Origin of the sequence: Paraburkholderia nodosa DSM 21604 (assembly GCF_000519185.1) — a bacterium.
GTDB lineage: Bacteria > Pseudomonadota > Gammaproteobacteria > Burkholderiales > Burkholderiaceae > Paraburkholderia > Paraburkholderia nodosa.
Map to the genome: position 1 here is coordinate 23,950 of NZ_JAFA01000015.1, position 17,937 is coordinate 41,886.

General features: G+C 64.7%; 14 protein-coding genes. 5 read left to right on the forward strand and 9 right to left on the reverse strand.

Annotation, left to right across the window (positions count from 1 at the left end):
• Positions 1-47 precede the first annotated feature (47 nt).
• The 6 genes from selB to fdnG all read right to left on the reverse strand — a co-directional run bounded on the left by selB (position 48) and on the right by fdnG (position 9,151).
• Entirely contained in the window at positions 48-1,976 is a 1,929-nt protein-coding gene (gene selB, locus A3CW_RS0122150) for a selenocysteine-specific translation elongation factor (RefSeq protein ID WP_028205523.1), read from the reverse strand.
• Positions 1,973-3,439: an L-seryl-tRNA(Sec) selenium transferase gene (gene selA, locus A3CW_RS0122155; protein WP_035513582.1), complete on the reverse strand. Its 1,467-nt coding sequence runs from the start codon at positions 3,437-3,439 to the stop codon at positions 1,973-1,975. The genes selB and selA overlap by 4 nt, the downstream gene beginning before the upstream one ends.
• A gap of 15 nt (positions 3,440-3,454) precedes the next feature.
• Positions 3,455-4,387 carry a formate dehydrogenase accessory protein FdhE gene (gene fdhE, locus A3CW_RS0122160; RefSeq protein WP_028205525.1) on the reverse strand — a complete coding sequence of 311 codons (933 nt, stop codon included), beginning with the start codon at positions 4,385-4,387 and terminating at the stop codon, positions 3,455-3,457.
• Between the two features lie 128 nt (positions 4,388-4,515).
• Entirely contained in the window at positions 4,516-5,142 is a 627-nt protein-coding gene (locus tag A3CW_RS0122165) for a formate dehydrogenase subunit gamma (RefSeq protein ID WP_028205526.1), read from the reverse strand.
• Positions 5,129-6,067: a formate dehydrogenase subunit beta gene (gene fdxH, locus A3CW_RS0122170; protein ID WP_028205527.1), complete on the reverse strand. Its 939-nt coding sequence runs from the start codon at positions 6,065-6,067 to the stop codon at positions 5,129-5,131. Before fdxH ends, A3CW_RS0122165 begins: the two co-directional genes overlap by 14 nt.
• Before the next feature lie 12 nt (positions 6,068-6,079).
• Complete coding sequence (gene fdnG, locus A3CW_RS0122175) at positions 6,080-9,151, reverse strand: formate dehydrogenase-N subunit alpha (protein ID WP_081771757.1); 3,072 nt, start codon at positions 9,149-9,151, stop codon at positions 6,080-6,082.
• A 195-nt stretch (positions 9,152-9,346) separates the two neighbouring features.
• Here fdnG and A3CW_RS0122185 point away from each other — a divergent pair, with 195 nt between their 5' ends.
• Positions 9,347-10,756, forward strand: a complete 1,410-nt coding sequence (locus A3CW_RS0122185; RefSeq protein ID WP_028205530.1) for a YihY/virulence factor BrkB family protein — start codon at positions 9,347-9,349, stop codon at positions 10,754-10,756.
• A gap of 220 nt (positions 10,757-10,976) precedes the next feature.
• Positions 10,977-12,149 carry a porin gene (locus A3CW_RS0122190; protein WP_028205531.1) on the forward strand — a complete coding sequence of 391 codons (1,173 nt, stop codon included), beginning with the start codon at positions 10,977-10,979 and terminating at the stop codon, positions 12,147-12,149.
• A 228-nt stretch (positions 12,150-12,377) separates the two neighbouring features.
• On the opposite strand, the gene A3CW_RS0122195 is transcribed toward A3CW_RS0122190, so the two are convergent.
• The 3 genes from A3CW_RS0122195 to pdxR all read right to left on the reverse strand — a co-directional run bounded on the left by A3CW_RS0122195 (position 12,378) and on the right by pdxR (position 15,800).
• Positions 12,378-13,277, reverse strand: a complete 900-nt coding sequence (locus A3CW_RS0122195; protein ID WP_028205532.1) for a LysR substrate-binding domain-containing protein — start codon at positions 13,275-13,277, stop codon at positions 12,378-12,380.
• A 253-nt stretch (positions 13,278-13,530) separates the two neighbouring features.
• Complete coding sequence (locus A3CW_RS0122200) at positions 13,531-13,980, reverse strand: HU family DNA-binding protein (RefSeq protein WP_028205533.1); 450 nt, start codon at positions 13,978-13,980, stop codon at positions 13,531-13,533.
• 323 nt (positions 13,981-14,303) lie between these two features.
• Positions 14,304-15,800 carry a MocR-like pyridoxine biosynthesis transcription factor PdxR gene (gene pdxR, locus A3CW_RS0122205; protein ID WP_028205534.1) on the reverse strand — a complete coding sequence of 499 codons (1,497 nt, stop codon included), beginning with the start codon at positions 15,798-15,800 and terminating at the stop codon, positions 14,304-14,306.
• A 192-nt stretch (positions 15,801-15,992) separates the two neighbouring features.
• Here pdxR and A3CW_RS0122210 point away from each other — a divergent pair, with 192 nt between their 5' ends.
• From A3CW_RS0122210 to A3CW_RS0122220, 3 genes are all read left to right on the forward strand, one after another.
• Entirely contained in the window at positions 15,993-16,430 is a 438-nt protein-coding gene (locus A3CW_RS0122210; RefSeq protein WP_028205535.1) for a carboxymuconolactone decarboxylase family protein, read from the forward strand.
• Between the two features lie 229 nt (positions 16,431-16,659).
• A complete protein-coding gene (locus A3CW_RS0122215; protein WP_028205536.1) occupies positions 16,660-17,343 on the forward strand; it encodes a DJ-1/PfpI family protein in 684 nt (227 codons plus the stop codon).
• Positions 17,344-17,515: 172 nt separating this feature from the next.
• Positions 17,516-17,848, forward strand: a complete 333-nt coding sequence (locus tag A3CW_RS0122220) for a hypothetical protein (RefSeq protein ID WP_028205537.1) — start codon at positions 17,516-17,518, stop codon at positions 17,846-17,848.
• Positions 17,849-17,937 lie beyond the last annotated feature (89 nt).

The window sequence follows — 17,937 nt, forward strand, 5'->3', positions numbered from 1 at the left end:
TTCGTCAAACCCAAACCACCTGCAACCGCCAACAGAAATCGATGTGCCTACAACCATTCGCGCATCCGGCTATCGTGCCGTAGCAGATGCGTATCGCGCTGAAAGCGAGTATATCCAACGCGGTCGAAGTACTCCAGAATCTGGATCGCACGTTTGCGGCCCAATGCCGTAGCGTCGCGAAAGGCCGCGGCGTTGACCGCGCCGCCCTGCTCCTCGGCAATCTGCGCGACGGCACGCGCGAGCGTTTGCACCACGTCGCGATCGTAAAAGAGATCGCGCACGACCTGATACACCATGCCCAGGCGCGCGAGCTTGCGCAGCAGCGCACGCACCTTCTCTTCCGGCTGACGAGTCTCGCGCGCGAGATCCCGCACCCACGGCGGATCGAAACGCCCTTGTGCGAGCAGCGGCATGAGGCGCGCCGCGAGCGCTTCGTCATCGGCGTCGAGCGTCACCGCGTGCGACGGGAGATGCAGCCACGGCCCGCTGCGCGCCACGCGCCCCTCGCGCTCGAGCGCTTCAATCGCGGCGCGCCACACCGCATCGCTCACGAGCGGCGCCGCCATGCGGCGCAACCGTGCCACGTCCGGCCCCTGCTCGTCGGGCGAGCGCGCATGAAACTCGGCGAGCGCCTCGACAATGCGCTCGGTGAGCCTCGTCCAGTGCGCATGTGCGATCACCGCACCTTCGTCGTCGCGTCCTTGCGCTGCGATGGAAATCACATCGGCCGGCAAAGCAAGCGCAGCTTCGTCGTAACCGGTCAACTGCACCAACGTCGCGCGCGCAATACCGCGCGGCGCTTCTTCGATCAGCGGTGCCAGGTTCGCTTCGTCGAGCCACGTGCGCAACGCGTCGAGCCATGCACGCCGTTCCGGCGTCCGGCGCCGCCGCGACGGGCCGAACGGATCGAGCACGCGCCCGCCACCTACGGTATGGTTCGCCTGCGCGTTGCGAACAATGAAGCGGTCTCCCGGCAACGCGTGCATCGGCGCTTCGAACACGAGCTGCACGCGGGCAGCCGCGCCCGGCGCGAGCGTTTCGCCTTCGAGCAACGCGACGTTCGCAACGCGATGCGTCGTGCCGAGATGCACATGCAGCGGCGACCAGTGCTGCAACGTGATGCCCGCGTCGTCGAGCAACTGCAGTTCGACGTCGAGACGCAAGGCCAGCTCGGCCAGCCGCGCATCGACGATCCAGTCGCCGCGCGCAATCTGCGCCTTGTCGATGCCCGCGAGATTGAGCGCGCAACGCTGGCCCGCGTGACCCGCATCGCCGGCCTGTACTGCGCGATTCTGCGCATGCAGCCCGCGCACGCGCACAGGCGTGCCGGCAGGTGCGAGCACGAGCGCGTCGCCCGCCTGTACGCGCCCGGCGAATACGGTGCCCGTCACCACCGTCCCCTGGCCCGTCAGCGTAAATACGCGATCCACTGCGAGGCGAAAGAGCCCATCGTCTCGTCGCGCCCGCCATGTACTCGCGCGCTCGCGCAACCAGGCGTCGAGTTGCGCCACGCCTTCGTCGTGCGACTGCGTGGCATGGGTCTCGAATACAGTTGCGTCCGCAAGCATCGTGTTGGCAAGCCACGCAGCAATTTCGGCACGCACGGCGGCGAGCCGCGCCGCGTCCACGCGGTCGCACTTGGTCAGCGCAATGGCGCCTTGCTGCACGCCAAGCAGTTGCAGAATGGCGAGGTGCTCGCGCGTTTGCGGCATGACACCGTCGTCGGCCGCAATCACGAGCAACGCGAAGTCGATGCCGCACGCTCCTGCCGCCATCGTATGGACAAGCTTTTCGTGGCCGGGCACGTCGATGAAGCCAAGCACGTCGCCGTTGGCGAGCGGCAGGTACGCGTAACCCAGTTCGATCGAAATGCCGCGCGCCTTCTCTTCTTTCAGGCGGTCGGTGTCCACGCCGGTCAACGCGCGGACCAGCGTGGTCTTGCCGTGGTCGATGTGCCCCGCCGTGCCGACGATCACAGACGCAGCTCCGCGAGTTGCGCCGCGAACACCGCTTCGTCCGCGGGTTCGAGGCAGCGCAGGTCCAGACGCAGGGCGTCGTCGGCAATGCGACCGATCACGGGCCGCGGCAGCTCGCGCAACGCGCGTTCGAGCTTGAGCAGCGCGCGGCCACTGCTGCCCTTACCTGCATGGCGCACGACCAGCCCGCTGCTCGGCAGCACGTCCACGGGCAGCGCACCGCTGCCGATCTGGCTGAACATCGGCTCGACGCTCGCGGCATACCCGTCGCCAATGGCGCGTTGAAACGCGGGCAGCGCGCGCTGCGCGGCCTCTTGCATTTGCAACGCGGGCCGTGTGAGCAGGCGCAGCGTGGTGAGCCGCTCCTGCAGGAATTCGGGCGCCTGATACAACCGCAACACCGGTTCGAGCGCCGCGAGCGTGAGCTTGCCGACCCGCAACGCGCGCTTGAGCGGGTGCTTCTTGATCTTCGCAATGAGCGCCTTGCGCCCGACAATCAGCCCCGCCTGCGGGCCGCCGAGCAGCTTGTCGCCGCTGAAGGTCACGAGGTCCGCACCCGCTTCCACAGTCGCGCGCACCGTGGGTTCCGCTGGCAAGCCCCACTGCGCGAGATCGACGAGCGTCCCGCTGCCCAGATCGACCGCTACGGGCAGGCCGTGCTGACGCGCCAGCGGCGCGAGTTCATCGAGTTCGACACTCTTCGTAAAGCCGCTGATCGCGTAGTTGCTGCAATGCACTTTCATCAGGAGCGCCGTGCGGGCATTGATCGCCGCTTCGTAGTCCTTGAGATGCGTCCGGTTCGTCGTGCCGATCTCACGCAGGCGTGCGCCCGCCCGGCTCATGATGTCGGGAATGCGAAACGCGCCGCCGATCTCGACCAGTTCGCCGCGCGAAACGACGACCTCCTTGCGATTGGCGAGTGCGCTCAACAGCAACAGCACGGCCGCCGCGTTGTTGTTCACGACGGTCGCGGCTTCGGCGCCGGTCAGCTCGCAGATCAGCGAGTCGATCAGGTCGTCGCGGTCGCCGCGCTTGCCGCTCGCGAGATCGAACTCGAGGTTTGCGGGTTGCGTGAGCGCCTGCACCACGGCTTTTACAGCCTCGTCGGGCAATAGCGCGCGGCCGAGATTCGTGTGCAGGACTGTGCCCGTGAGATTGAAGACCGCACGCAGGCGGCTTTGCGTGCGCTCGGCCAACCGTTGCGCGGTCGCCGCGATCACGCGCTCCAGCGAAAATGGTTCGGCATCCTTGTGTCCATTCGCCGGCACACCAGTTCGCACATCGCGACGCCAGCCGTCCTGCGTGGCGCGTATCGCGTCCAGCACCTGGGTGCGTCCGTACTGCGCAATCAGCGGCTGCGCTTGCTCCGAGGCAATCACGCGCTCGACGGCCGGCATTTTCGCGAGCAGCGCATGAAGGGCTTGCGCGTCGTGCTCCGCTGCCTGTCCCATGGTTTCACTCATGGCGCGCGCGGCTCCTTACTGGTCGCCAGGCACTTCGGGCCACAGCAACGGATTCGGGCTCGCGCGACGGTAGCCCGCATCGCTCATCAGCAGATCGAGCGTGAGGCTCGCCAGGTCGTCGGCAAGCGGCTCGAAATCGAGGTCTTTCTCCTGATAGCCGATCTTGCGGTACGTATGGCATTCGTCGCACGATTCGGCCTTGAGTGCATCATTGCCCCCTTCGATGCCGTGATACGCAATGCCCTTGGTCGAATCGCAGTTCGTGCACTTGACGCGCACCACGTGCGCCTCGGTGCCGCACAGGCTGCATTGCGCAAACCGGTAGCCCTGATACACGCCGCCAATGCGCACGATGCTGGCAACGGGCGGCGATCCGCACACGGGACAGACGCCCGGTGCGTCGACATAGGGAACATCGCGCACGTCGATGCGGCTCGCAAGGTCGGTCCACACCACCTGCAGCGCGGCCATGATGAACGGCGCGGTGGCGGGTGCGACTTCGGTGTAGCGCTGCGCGAGAACCGCATCGGCCTGGGCGTCGAGTTGCCCTTCGTTCATGGCGCGCAGCTCGCCTAGCACTTTCGCGAGCGCAGGCGCGACCGCTCCTACCGCTTCGACCCGATCGGCGAGACGCAATAGCACGGCACGCCATTGCGGATCACGCTCGCCCGAAAGCGCCGGCAAAATCGGCATGCAATGGTGCTGCGCGTTCGCAATGTCTTCGCGCGAGGGCATGGACGCGCTGCAATGTTCGAGCGCCTCCTGCTGCGCATCGACGAGCGCCGCCATGAGCCGCACGTAGCCGCCAATGGGATTATGGTCCGCGAGATGGCGCAGGCGCACGGCGCGCGTGCTGAAAAAGGCGAAGCGCTCGGGCAGACGGATGCGCGGAATGGCAGAAGGATCGAGCGATTCGATTTGCTGCGGGTCGAGAATGCGTTGCGTCACGACGGGTCTGCTCCAGAACGGCTTCACAAAGAAAAAAACCGCCGTGCCCTTGCGGGCGCCGGCGGTTTGCCGCTCGCGCCGCCACTGCCTTAGCCAAACGGCGCGGCAGGCGGCGCGCAGCCTGTGCGTTACTTGATACTCTCGCGGAACCAGCGCGGATGATGCTTTCTCGCCCAGCCCCAAGTGACGTAACCGCGCGTCATCGCGCCGATCGAGCCCTTCACCCACAGCGCTGCATAAATATGGACGATGATGCCGCACATCAGCACGAACGCCGCTACCGCATGCACCAACGAAGAGAGCCGGATAATGTCGATCGAGAAGTAGATCGAAAAATATCGCCGCCAGATCACGATGCCGCTCAAGAGCAACAGCACGAGGCAAACCACCATTACAAAGAATAACAGCTTCTGGCCCGCATTGTAGCGGCCGATCTCGGGCAGCCTGTCTTCGCGGTTGTTGAGCACGTCGCCCATCTGTTTCATCCACTGGATGTCGTCTTTGTCCAGATAGTTGTGATGCCAGAAGCGCAACGCAAGGATCAGGAACGAGACGAACATCACGATGCCGATGAACGGATGCAAAATACGCGTCCATTGGCCGCCGCCAAGCACCGCATAAAGCCAGGACATGGCCGGATGAAACATCGCGAGGCCCGAGAGCGCGAGCAGGATGAAGCTGATCGCGGTGATCCAGTGATTGCTGCGCTCGTTGGGCGTGTAGCGCTGAATCAGTTGCGGTTCATCGTCTTTCATCGCTGCGCTCCTCGGGTGGTTCGCCACGCATGCGCCGCGCCTCGTCGCGCGCGGCAACTTCGTCTTCTTCCGTCACCTCGTTCGGGCCAACCCGCGTGTAGTGGAAGAAACCCGCCAGCGCCGTGAGCGCCATGATGCCGAGTGCGATCGGCTTGGCCGCGCCCTTCCAGAGCCGCACCATCGGGCTGATGCGCGGGCGATCGGGCAGCCCGTGATAGAGCGAGGGCTGGTCCGCGTGATGTAGCACGTACATCACGTGCGTGCCGCCCACGCCCGGCGGATCGTAGAGCCCGGCGTTCTGAAAGCCGCGCTCCTTGAGGTCCACGATGCGCTCGGCCGCATGCTGCTTCATGTCTTCCTTGGTGCCGAACACGATCGCGCCCGTCGGGCAGGTCTTCACACAGGCGGGTTCCTGCCCCACCGCCACGCGATCCGAACACAGCGTGCATTTATAAACGCGGCGCTCCTTTCGTGACATACGCGGAATATTGAACGGGCAGCCCGTAATACAGAACCCGCAGCCGATGCAGTTTTCCTCGTGAAAATCGACGATGCCATTCGTATATTGCACGATCGCGCCCGGCGACGGACACGCCTTCAGGCAGCCCGGGTCCTCGCAATGCATGCAGCCGTCCTTGCGGATCAGCCATTCGAGGTTGCCGTCCGGGTTCTCCCATTCCGAGAACCGCATGACGGTCCACGAGTGCTCGGTGAGATCGTGTGGATTGTCGTAGACGCCCGTATTGACACCGATCTCGTCGCGCAGATCGTTCCACTCCATGCACGCCGTTTGACACGCCTTGCAGCCAATGCACTTGGTCACGTCGATGAGCTTCGCGACCGTGCCCGTGACCGGCTCGCGCACGCCCGGCGGCGGCGTGGTGGTGGCCGAGAGGCGCTTGATGTCGAGTGATTGAAATGCCATGGTTCGCGCCCCCTATGCCTTTTCGACCTTCACGAGGAACGATTTGAACTCGGGCGTCTGCGAATTGCCGTCGCCCACGGGCGGCGTGAGCGTATTCGTCAGATAACCCGGGTGCGTGAGCCCCTTGAAGCCCCAGTGCAGCGGTACGCCAACCTGATGCACGGTCTTGCCCTCGATGGTCAGCGGCTTGATGCGCTTGGTGACCACCGCCACCGCGATCAGATAGCCGCGATTGCTCGACACCTTCACGCGCTCGCCCGCCACCACGCCCACCTCCTTCGCGAGCGCCTCGCCGATCTCGACGAACTGCTGCGGCTGAATGATCGCGTTCAGCCGGGCGTGTTTCGTCCAGAAGTGGAAGTGCTCGGTGAGCCGGTAGGTGGTCGCCACATGCGGGAACTGCTGCGCGGTTCCAAACGTCTTGCGGTCGTCAGGGAACACGCGCGCCGCCGGATTGCTCGTGGCGAGCGGGTTGTTCGGGTGGAACGGGTTATAGCCGAGCGGGTTCTCGAACGGTTCGTAATGTTCAGGGAAAGGACCTTCGTTCATGCCGTCGCGAGCGAAGAAACGCGCCACGCCCTCGGGGTTCATGATGAACGGCCCCATGCCCTGATCGGGCGCTTCGTCAGCCTTGTAGTCGGGTATGTCCGCGCCCGTCCATGCGCTGCCGTTCCAGGCAATCAGCTTGCGGGTCGGATCGAAGGGCTTGCCCGCCACGTCGCACGAAGCGCGGTTGTACAGCACGCGCCGGTTCGCCGGCCACGCCCAGGCCCAGTTGAGCGTCTGGCCGATCCCCGTGGGGTCGTCGTTGTCACGCCGGCCCATCTGGTTGCCCGTCTGGGTCCACGCGCCGCAGAAGATCCAGCAGCCGCTCGCGGTCGTGCCATCGTCCTTCAACTGCGCGAAGGCCGAGAGCTGCTCGCCCTTCTTCACGAGCACCTTGGTGGGATCTTTCGCATCGGTCTGGTCGGCGAGCGCTCGGCCGTTGTACTCCATCGCCAGTTCTTCCGGCGTGGGACTCGCGGGATCCGAATACGGCCAGTCGAGCTTGACGATCGGATCGGGCAGTTTGCCGCCGTCCTTCTGATACGCGGCGCGGATGCGCAGGAACAGGCCCGACATGATCACGAGGTCGCTCTTCGCCTCGCCCGGCGGCTCCGCACCCTTCCAGTGCCACTGCAGCACGCGGCTCGAACTCACGAGCGAGCCGTTTTCTTCCGCAAAGCACGTGGTGGGCAAACGGAACACTTCGGTTTGAATCGATGTCGGATCGACATCGTTATAGTCGCCGTAGTTCTTCCAGAACTCTGCAGTCTCGATGGCGAGCGGGTCCATGATCACGAGCCACTTGAGCTTGCTGAGCGCCGAGACGGTCTTGGCCTTGTTCGGGGACGACGCCATGACGTTGAAGCCCTGGCAGATATAGCCGTTGACCTTGCCCTGATTCATCAGTTCGATGGTCTGCAGCAGGTCGTACGGCTTGTCGAGCTTGGGCAGCCAGTCGTAGCCCCAGTTGTTGTCCTTCGTGGCCGCATCGCCCCACCACGACTTCATGAAGCTCACGAAGAACGCGCCGTAATGCTGCCAGTAGCTGAGCTGGTTCGGCCGCATGGGCTGCGACGCGCGCTTCTTGATGTAGTCGTCGTAGTCCTGCTCCGCTTCGAACGGCAGCGTCATGTAGCCCGTAAGCAGGTTCGACATGAGCCCGAGGTCGGTCAGCCCCTGGATGTTCGAGTGGCCGCGCAGCGCGTTCATGCCGCCGCCCGCAATGCCGATGTTGCCGAGCAGGAGCTGCACCATCGCGCCGGTGCGGATATTCTGCGAGCCGATCGAGTGATGGGTCCAGCCGAGCGCATACATGATCGTGGCCGCGCGGCCCGGCACGGCCGTGCTCGCAAGCATTTCGCACACCTTGAGGAATTTGTCCTTCGGCGTTCCGCACACCTTCTCGACCATCTCGGGCGTGTAGCGCGAGTAATGCTGCTTGAGCAGCTGGTACACGCAGCGCGGATTCTGCAGCGTGTCGTCGGTCTTCACGAAGCCGTCGTCGCCGAGCTCGTAGTTCCACGACGACTTGTCCGGGTACGAATGCTTCTGCGGATCGTAGCCCGAAAAAATGCCGTCGTTGAACGCGTAGTCTTCGCGCACGATGAACGAGAAGTCCGTGTAGTTCTTCACGTACTCGTGCTGGATCTTGTCGTTGGTGAGCAAATAGTTGATCACCGCGCCAAGGAAGGCGACGTCCGTGCCCGTGCGGATCGGCGCGTAGAAGTCCGCGACCGACGCCGTGCGCGTGAAGCGCGGGTCCACCACGATGAGCCGCGCCTTGCGGTGCGCCTTCGCCTCCGTGACCCACTTGAAGCCGCACGGGTGCGCCTCGGCCGCATTGCCGCCCATCACCAGAATCACGTCCGCATTGCGAATGTCGACCCAATGGTTCGTCATCGCTCCACGGCCAAACGTCGGGGCAAGACCTGCCACCGTCGGGCCGTGTCAGACACGCGCCTGGTTGTCGAATGCGAGCAGGCCCATGCTGCGGGCCACTTTGTGCGTGAGATAGCCGACTTCGTTGCTGCCCGCCGATGCGGCCAGCATGCCCGTGGTCAACCAGCGATTCACGGTCTTGCCGTCGGCCGTTTTCTCGACGAAATTCGCGTCGCGATCTTCCTTCAACAGCTTCGCGATACGGTCGAGCGCCTCATCCCACGAAATGCGTTTCCACTCGTTCGAGCCGGCCGCCCGGTACTCGGGGTACTTGAGGCGGCTCTCGCTATGAATGAAATCGATCAGGCTCGCGCCCTTCGGGCACAGCGTGCCGCGATTGACGGGGTGATCGGGATCGCCCTCGATATGGATGATGCTCGTGGTCGCGTTCTTCGCGCCATCGCCGAGACCGTACATGAGGATCCCGCAACCGACCGAGCAGTACGGGCAGGTATTGCGGGTTTCAGTGGTGCGCGCCAGTTTGTATTGTCGGACCTCGGCAAGCGCGTTGTCGGGCGCGAAACCCATCAACGCGAGGCTGGAACCCGCCAGCGACGTAGCCGTGACCTTGAGGAACTGGCGCCGGGACATCTGCAGCATGATTCGTCCTCGGCCTGGTTGTGGGTTTTTTCAGTATAAGACGTTTTGGGAGACGGATCGCGCTGGATGCCCGCGAGCTTGACGCGCGTGCAGCGCAAGATCGCCCGGGAACCACGCTTGCTAATATTGAAAGGCGAATGAGCCATCTTTGTGACGAAAACGAACCACTGAAGAACCACCGCGGGGCGCACCACCATGTCAACGCTTTCCACCGAACGACTGCAGTCCGCCGCGCGCAAGGAAGCGTCGTGGGTGGTGGGCGCGTTGCGCCAGTTCATCGCCAATCGCTGCCCGTCGCTCGCGGCGAGCATCGCGTTCTACTCGGCGTTTTCGCTCGCGCCCACGCTCGTGATGGTGATCGCCGTGGCCGGCTGGTTCTATGGCGTCGATGCCGCGCGCGGCGAACTCTTCCGCCAGGTCCACAACGTGCTCGGCGACGACGCGGCCGCGGGCATCACCACCATCGTGCAGAACGCGCACCGGGCGGGCGGCAAGGGCGGCGTCGCGGCGATCATCTCGCTCGCCTTGCTCGTAGTCGGCGCGTCCGCAACCTTCTCCTCGCTCAATTCCGCGCTGAACATCGTCTGGCCGCCGGACGGGCAGCGCCCCTCCAGCGTGATGGCGCTCGTGCGCGTGCGGCTCATTTCGTTCAGCCTCGTGCTGGGCGTCGCGTTCCTGCTGATCGTCTCGCTCGTGCTCGACACGGCCATTACCTTCGTCGGTCAGTGGCTCTGGGGCAATTCTCCTTATGTGATCATCGGCAACCTGATGCAGCTCGGCGTCGGCCTCGTGGTGCTGGCCGTCGCGTTCGGCGCCCTGCTGCGCTTCCTGCCCGACGCCACCGTGCGCTGGCGCGACGCGATGGTGGGCGGCATCGTCGCGGCGGTGCTGTTCTCGGCGGGCAAGAAGCTGTTCGCGCTCTATCTCGCGCACGCGGGCATGGCAACGGCGTTCGGCGCCGCCGGCTCGCTCGCTGTGCTGCTCATGTGGCTCTATTTTTCAGCGGCCGTGCTCCTGCTCGGCGCGGAATTCTCGGCCGCGCGCGGGCGCTTGCACGACCCGCGCGGCGCGTGGGGTTTCCTTGAGGAAACGCCGCCGGGCAGCCGCGCCAAGCTGGCCTCGGTGCTCGCCGCCTCCACCATCGTCGCGCGGCACGACACGAAGCGCGCGGACCGTCCCGCCGGCGCGTCGGCGCCATCGCCCGTGCCGATCGGAAACGGCGGCGCAGCCGCCACGGCAATGCCTGCGGCTCTGGCGGCGGCCGTTTCGGCAGACAAATCGACACTATCGGAAACTCCGCTCGGCGCGATTGGGCGCGCGAGCGCGCATGGCGGCGCGTTCGGGAGGCTGAAATCGGGGCTGCAGATCCGCCGTTCGGTCGTGCGCATGGAGGACAGCGCCACCTACGCGGCCGCGCTCACGCTGGTCCACGCGGGCCGCACGGTCGCCGCCGCCGACCGTTATGTGAAGCGCCATCCGTGGGGTTCGGTGCTGTTTGTCGCGAGCGCGGCGCTCGCCATGACGGCCGCCGTCAGCCGCCGCCACCCCAATGCCGCCGCGCCACTTGAGGCTACTACCAAAGGTCGCAGCAAGGCGAAAAAATAACGATTGTTTACGGAACTTTTATCAAAAAGAACAATAATGCTCGATCAACAATCCAATATTTCTTAAAACGGCATAATCGACGGAGGCCCCGTCTGACAAGGGGTTCTGGCCGGTGTCAGGTTTTCGCGACAATCTTTATTTTTTCATTTCAGGTCGCCTGGCCTGCTGCGTTATTCTCCAACGCGCAACAACTACACAATTTCTGCGTGGAGAAAACAGAATGAAACGAGTCGCTCTCTCGACCCTCTCGCTGGCCCTCTTGGCCGCAGCTGGCACCGCGCACGCTCAAAGCAGCGTGACCCTGTATGGTGTGATCGACGAATCGATCCAGTGGGCCCACAACACGATGGACGCCAACGGCAAGAACGCCAACCTCGTCGGCCTCGCCGGCGGCAACCTGTCGGGCAACCGCTGGGGCTTGAAGGGTACGGAAGATCTGGGCGGCGGCATGAAGGCGATTTTCCAATTGGAAAACGGCTTTGACATCAACACCGGCAAGCTCGGCCAAGGCAGCAAGATGTTCGGCCGTCAGGCATACGTCGGCCTGTCGCACGACCAGTTCGGTACGGTCACGTTCGGCCGCCAGTACGACCCGCTGGTCGACATGGTTCAGCCGCTGACCGCCGACAACTACTTCGGCAGCACGTTCACAACGCCGGGTGACGTCGACAACAACGACAACACCTCGCGTACGAACAGCGCAGTCAAGTACGTCTCGCCGGTTCTGCAAGGCTTCCAGTTCGAAGGCATGTACGCATTTGGCGGCGTCGCTGGCGCAACCGGCTCGGGTCAGAGCTGGGGCGGCGCAGCTACGTACGGCATCGGCTCGCTGAACGTCGCTGCTGGCTACTTCCGCATGGACAACGCATCGTCGCCAGTCGCACGCACGGGCTGGTCGTCGACCGCAACGTCGGACGGCATCTTCGGCGACAACCAGATCACCGCTGGCTACAACACGGCGAAGTCGGTCGGCATCGCTTCGGTCGCAATTCAATACGTTGCTGGTCCGTTCACGATGAGCGGCCGTTACAGCAACGTCCAGATGCGCCAGGACTCGGCCTCGGCATTCGCTTCGAACCAGCGCTACAACGTCGCAGGTGGCTTCCTCGGTTATCAGCTGAACCCGGCACTGTTGCTCGGCCTCGGCTACATTTGGTCGCACGGCGCTGGCGACACGTCGAACACGTACAACCAGGTTTCGCTGGGCGCGGACTACAACCTGTCGAAGCGCACCGACTTCTACGCTGTGGCTGCCTACCAGCACGCCAACGGCACGCAGCGCAACGCGGACGGCACGACGTCGATCGCTGGCGCAGCAATCGGCTCGTACAGCTACAACTCGGATTCGAGCTCGCAGACCCTGGTCAGCGTCGGCATCCGCCACAAGTTCTAAGCAACGCTTCACTCCGGGCTTCGGCCCGGCGCCGGAACTGGCTGACGAGCCATTCCGGCGCAGCGAGCGAGACCGCGCAGCTAAAAACGACACGCTGCACAAACCAGCCTCGGGCGCAAGCCCTGGCTGGTTTTTTTATGCCCGCCGGGTTCTAGGAGCAATCCTCCAGGGCGTTTTCACGTACGGCCACGCCTTGCGCCGTTTACACGCCTTTTACGCGAGAGAAGCTCAGCGCAGCCGCGCCAGCGCGGCGGCGGCGTGCCACACGAACGCGTCGCCCAGCACCGTCGCCGCGCGCTGCGTGCCGCGCACGACATGGAGCGCGCTCGACAGCGCGGGCGTGAAGCGCTTCACGCTCACCCGCGCGCTCGCGTGCTGGGCTGTCAGCGCGTCGACGAGCGCGATGCCCATCCCCGCTTCCACCATCGCCACGACGGATTGCGCGAGCGCCGCTTCGACGCCGGACTCGCGCGCCACCCCGCATTCGGCAAAGTGCCGGTCGATCGAGAGGCGCGCCTCGCTCGCCGCGGCAAACGAAATGAAGGGTTCGCCCGCGCAGTCTTGCGCATGAATCACGCGTTTGCGCGCGAGCCGGTGCCCGCGCGGCACGATGCAGCGCAGCGGCCATTCACCCAGATACTCGAGACGAGCGCCAGGATGCGCGACGGCTTGCGCGACGAAACCGAGATCGCAGCGTTGCGCCGCCACCCGCTCGGCAATCCCGGCGGCCTCGCCCGTCAGCAATTCGAAATCGACGCCTTCGTGCTCGCTCGCAAACGCGGCGGCCACGCGCGGCAGGAAGTCGGCGCAAAGATCCGTTGAAGCGGCAACGCGCACGACGCCGCGCCGTTGCGCGCGAATCTGCGCGGCCGCCTGAGCCACGCGCTCGAAACCGAAGAACGCGCGCTCGACTTCGTCTTGCAGCGTATGGGCCTCGACGGTCGGCAGCAAACGCCCCTGGCGCCGCTCGAAAAGCGCGAACCCCACCTTTGCTTCGAAGTCGGCAAGCAAACGGCTCACCGCAGGTTGAGAAATGCCGAGCGCCTGTGCCGCGCGCGTGACGGTGCGCCATTGCATCAACGCGCGAAACGCTTCCACCTGGCGCAAACTGAGGTCGGCTGTCTGCATAACACTTTGTTATGGATAGTTGAATTATTCTGCCGAAAGCATCACTTTCATGTGATATCGACGACGGCCATATCGCAATTACAGAGATATCATACTGAATATCAGCCATAACATCAGGACATGGCAAAGCAATGCCAGTGCGCATTGCACGCACCAAATGAAAAATCCCCGTGGGCTCGACGCCAACGGGGATTTTTTGGTACTGACGGGTAACCGCTACCCGAAGGCCGCGGCTTGTAGCGCAATCAGCACATCAGGCTGCTGCAGCGTCCTTCAGCTTCTTCAGGGCGCGCGCCTTGATGCGGACCGATGCGGGCTTCGCCGGGAACCAGCGCTCTTCGCCCGTGAACGGATCCTTGCCGAAGCGCTTCTTCTTCGCCGGCACGGCCTGGACGACGATCTTCAGAAGGCCCGACAGCGTGAATTCGCCAGCGCCCTTCTTGTGGACCGAACCGAGGATCGTGTCTTCCAGCGCGGCGAGCACGGCCTTGGCAGCCTTCGGCTCGACGCCTGCACGTTCAGCGACGTGCGTAGCCAGCGAGGCCTTCGTGAAGGTGTCCTTGATCGGCGTCGGTGCGCCGGACGCCTTCACGGCGACCTTCTTAGCTGCGGCCGTCTTGGTGGCGGGCGCTTTCTTTGCGGCAACCTTCTTGGCCGGGGCAGCTGCCTTTTTTGCGGCCACTTTCTTTGCGGAAGTCGGCATGTTTCTCCTACCAGTGTTGGTCAGTGAATCGAAGAAGCACTGCGGAATGCACGTGCTTCAACGGCGGATTCTACATACGCGCAAGCGTTTTGCGTGAAGCTTTTGCATTGTCGTTACGATTTTGTTGCGCGGCGCTGACTCTCGATCACATTTTGACGCCTGTTTACAGGGGTAAACGTGCCCCTGACGCGCCCGAATCACTGACGGACGACGCACTTCGGCTGGCGCGGCGCACGCCGCGTTCATCAGGAAAGCGCCATACGTATGGCGTTTTTGCACGATTTCGGCTGCCACGCCGGTGTCGCCGGGACGGCGAGATGCAGTCAAAGCGTGCGCAGCAGCGTGGCGAGCGACGTCAGCGCGGTGTCGATACGCTCGGCGTCGACCCCGCCGTAACCGAACAGAAAACCGCTTTGCACAGGTGCTTCGAGATGAAACGGCGCGAGCGGATGCAGGCCGATCGATGCGCGGCGCGCGGCCTGCGCGAGCGCGGCGGCGTCGAGCGGCGCGACGAGCCGTGCCGCCAGGTGCAACCCCGCCGTGTTCGGCATGACGGGTTCGAGCCACGGCGCAAGCGGTCCGCTCAGATGCGCGAGCAGCACGTCGCGGCGCTGCGAATACGTCTGATGCATGCGCCGCAAATGGCGCGCGAAATGGCCATTGAGCATGAAGTCGGCGAGCGCCGTCTGCGTGAGCACGCAGCCGTGGGCGTCGCCAATCTGCCGCGCGCGGGCGAGCGGCGCGGCCAGCGCGGCAGGCGGCACCATGTAGCCCACCCGCAGCTCGGGGAACATGGTCTTCGAAAACGTGCCGACGTAGGCCACGAGGCCGGCGTTGTCGAGGCTTTTGAGCGGCTCCATCGAGCGGCCCTCGAAGCGGTATTCGCAGTCGTAGTCGTCTTCGATTACGAGCGCGCCGCACGCCTGCGCCCATTCGAGCAGCGCGACGCGCCGTTCGAGACTCAGCGGCATGCCGAGCGGAAACTGGTGCGATGGCGTCACGTACACGAGCCGCGCCGCCTTCGGCAGCCGCGCGACGACGAGCCCGTCGCGATCCACCGGCACCGGCACGACCTTCGCGCCCAATGCGGCAAAGACATCGCGCGCGGGCGGATAGCCCGGGTCCTCCACGGCGACGACGTCGCCCGGTGTGAGTGTCACGCGCGCGAGCAGGTCGAGCGCCTGCTGCGCGCCTTGTGTGACGATCACGTCCTGCCAGTTGCCCTGCACCGCGCGGTTGAAGGCGAGATAGCGCGACACCGCGAGGCGCAGCTTCTCCTCGCCCGCGGGCTCGCGATACATGCCGTAACCGCGCACCTGCACGCGCAGCGCGTCGTTGATGCAGCGCCGCCAGATGTCGAAGGGAAAGCGCGACTTGTCGGTGACGCCGCCCGCGAAGTCGCAGGCGAGCCGCGTGTCGAGGCGCGGCAACGAGGCGTGCAGCGCCGCTGCTTGCGCCTGCCACCACGGCGTGGCCTGCGCCACGCGCGGCGCCTTCCCGGCATGCGCAGAAGTGATGGCAGCGGTGGCCGCGCGTATCTGCGGATTCGGATGACCGCGCTCGCGCGCGGGCAGGCGTTCGAGGGTTTCGGCCACGAATGTGCCCGAGCCGCGCCGCGAGTTCAGATAGCCTTCGGCGAGCAGGCGTTCGAATACGTCGAGCGTGGTCTTGCGCGAAACGCCGAGCTGCAGGGCGAGATCGCGCGTGGACGGCAGGCGGGTGCCGCCGGCCAGACGGCCATCGACGATGCTGTCGCGCAGCTGGCGATAGATCTGGCCCGCGAGGTCGCGACGGCCCGACACGGTGACGTGGAGTTCCATGATGATGCTGCAGGTAGCGTTCGACGGGAGTGAAAGTGGTCACCCGAAATATTGCCAGAATGGCTATGTGAACGCGCCAGCGCAACGCCTAAAGTGCACCTGTGATTACGCAGTTCGCAAGTCCAACGCATCGTTGTCCAACCTCGCTGTCGACGACAGCGCCACAAAATTCAACTCGATAGGTGAACGCTCATGCAAGCACGTCTGGATTTCTACAAGGCCAACCCGGAAGGCACGAAGGCCATGATTGCGCTCGAAGAGCGCGCGAGCAAAAGCTCGATCGAAAAGCCGCTCGCGGAACTGGTGCGCCTGCGCGCTTCGCAGATCAATGGCTGCGCCTATTGTGTCGACATGCACACCATTGATGCGCGTAAGGGCGGCGAAACCGATCGCCGGCTCGCCACGGTATCGGTGTGGCGCGAAACGCCGTTCTTCACCGAGCGCGAGCGCGCGGCGCTCGAATGGACCGAATCGGTCACGCTGCTCGCGCAAACGCACGTGCCCGACGACGTTTGGGAACGCGTGAAGCCGCATTTCAGCGATCAGGAGATCGCCGACCTCACGCTGCTGATCATCGCGATCAACGGCTGGAACCGCATCGCGGTGACGTTCCGCAAGATGCCGGCCTGAGTTTGAAGCAGCCAACGCGCCGCTTCAGTTGCCGCAAGTTAAGCGGCGGCTGAACGCGGCGCGTGTCTCGTTCACTGAACGCTTTCCGATTGCGGCTCGCGCGTGCGCCGCTGGCAGTTTTTGCGTGGTTTTTGGCATGGTTGTGGACCGGGGCGAGATTACAGTGATTTCCGAATCATCGGCACACTGTCGACCTTTGCGACAGTCCAACCTCGACCGGGAACCCCACATGGCACTGCAAATCGGATTTCTCGCATTTCCCAACGTTCAGCAGCTCGACCTGACCGGCCCGTACGACGTGCTCGCGTCGATGCCGGACAGCCAGGCGCGGCTCATCTGGAAGACGCGCGATCCGGTGCGCTCGAGCACCGGTCTCATGCTCACGCCCGACACGACCTTCGACGACTGCCCGCCGCTCGACGTGATCTGCGTGCCGGGCGGCAGCGGCGTCTCCCAGCTGATTCCCGACGACGAGACGCTCGCGTTCCTGCGCCGCCAGGCGAGCACGGCGCGCTACGTCACCTCGGTTTGCACGGGCGCGCTCGTGCTCGGCGCGGCCGGGCTGCTGCGCGGACGCCGCGCGACCACGCACTGGGCCTTCCACGAACTGCTGGAGCCGCTCGGCGCGCTGCCCGTGAAAGCGCGCGTGGTGCGCGACGGGAACGTGCTGACCGGCGGCGGCATCACTGCGGGTATCGATTTCGCATTGACGCTCGCCGCCGAGCTGATCGGCGACGAGGCCGCCCAGGCGCTCCAGCTCGAACTCGAGTACGCCCCCGCGCCGCCGTTCGATGCGGGCGACCCCGCCAGCGCGCCGCGTGTGATCGTGGAAAGGTTGCGCGCGCAGACAGCTGCGTCGCTCGCCGAGCGCGCGCGAGTAGTCGCAGCGGCGGCCGCGAAGCTCGGCGCCTGAGTGCCCAGCGAGGCCGCCGGGGTCGCCGCTGCGGTTACCAGCAAGCCAGGGTCAGCGCTTGCTACCGTCTTTGGTGGGGATCGATTACATTGAGCAACGGGCGCGCCGCAGCCATGTGCGCCCGTCGTCCCAGCGCTGAGTAAGTCGTTCAAACCAATCATTAGGGGAATCAATGCGCTCCACCACCAGCAAGCTGACTCTCGCCGCGGCTACCGCCGCATTCCTGATCGGCGTTGCCGCGCCGGCATTCGCGCAAACGGAAGCCAGCGCACCCGCCGCGGCCACGGCCTCGCAACCGCTCACCAAGGAACAGAAGGCGCAGGCAAAGGCTCAGGCCAAGGCGCAGCGCAAGGCCGAACGCAAGCAAGCCCGCGCGAAGAACAACGCCGAGCTGAAGAAGCTGGAAGACGCGGGCTACAAGCCGGCACTGAACGACCCGAACTATCCGCAGAACCTGCAGGACGCACAGAAGAAAGCTAACGCTGCTGCTGGCGCCAGCCAGTAATTCGCATTGGCGGCCGTTTTAACCGGCTGTTTTGCCGGTTAAAACGCCTCCACCCTCAACTTGCCCGCATCACCCGCAGCATGCTGCCA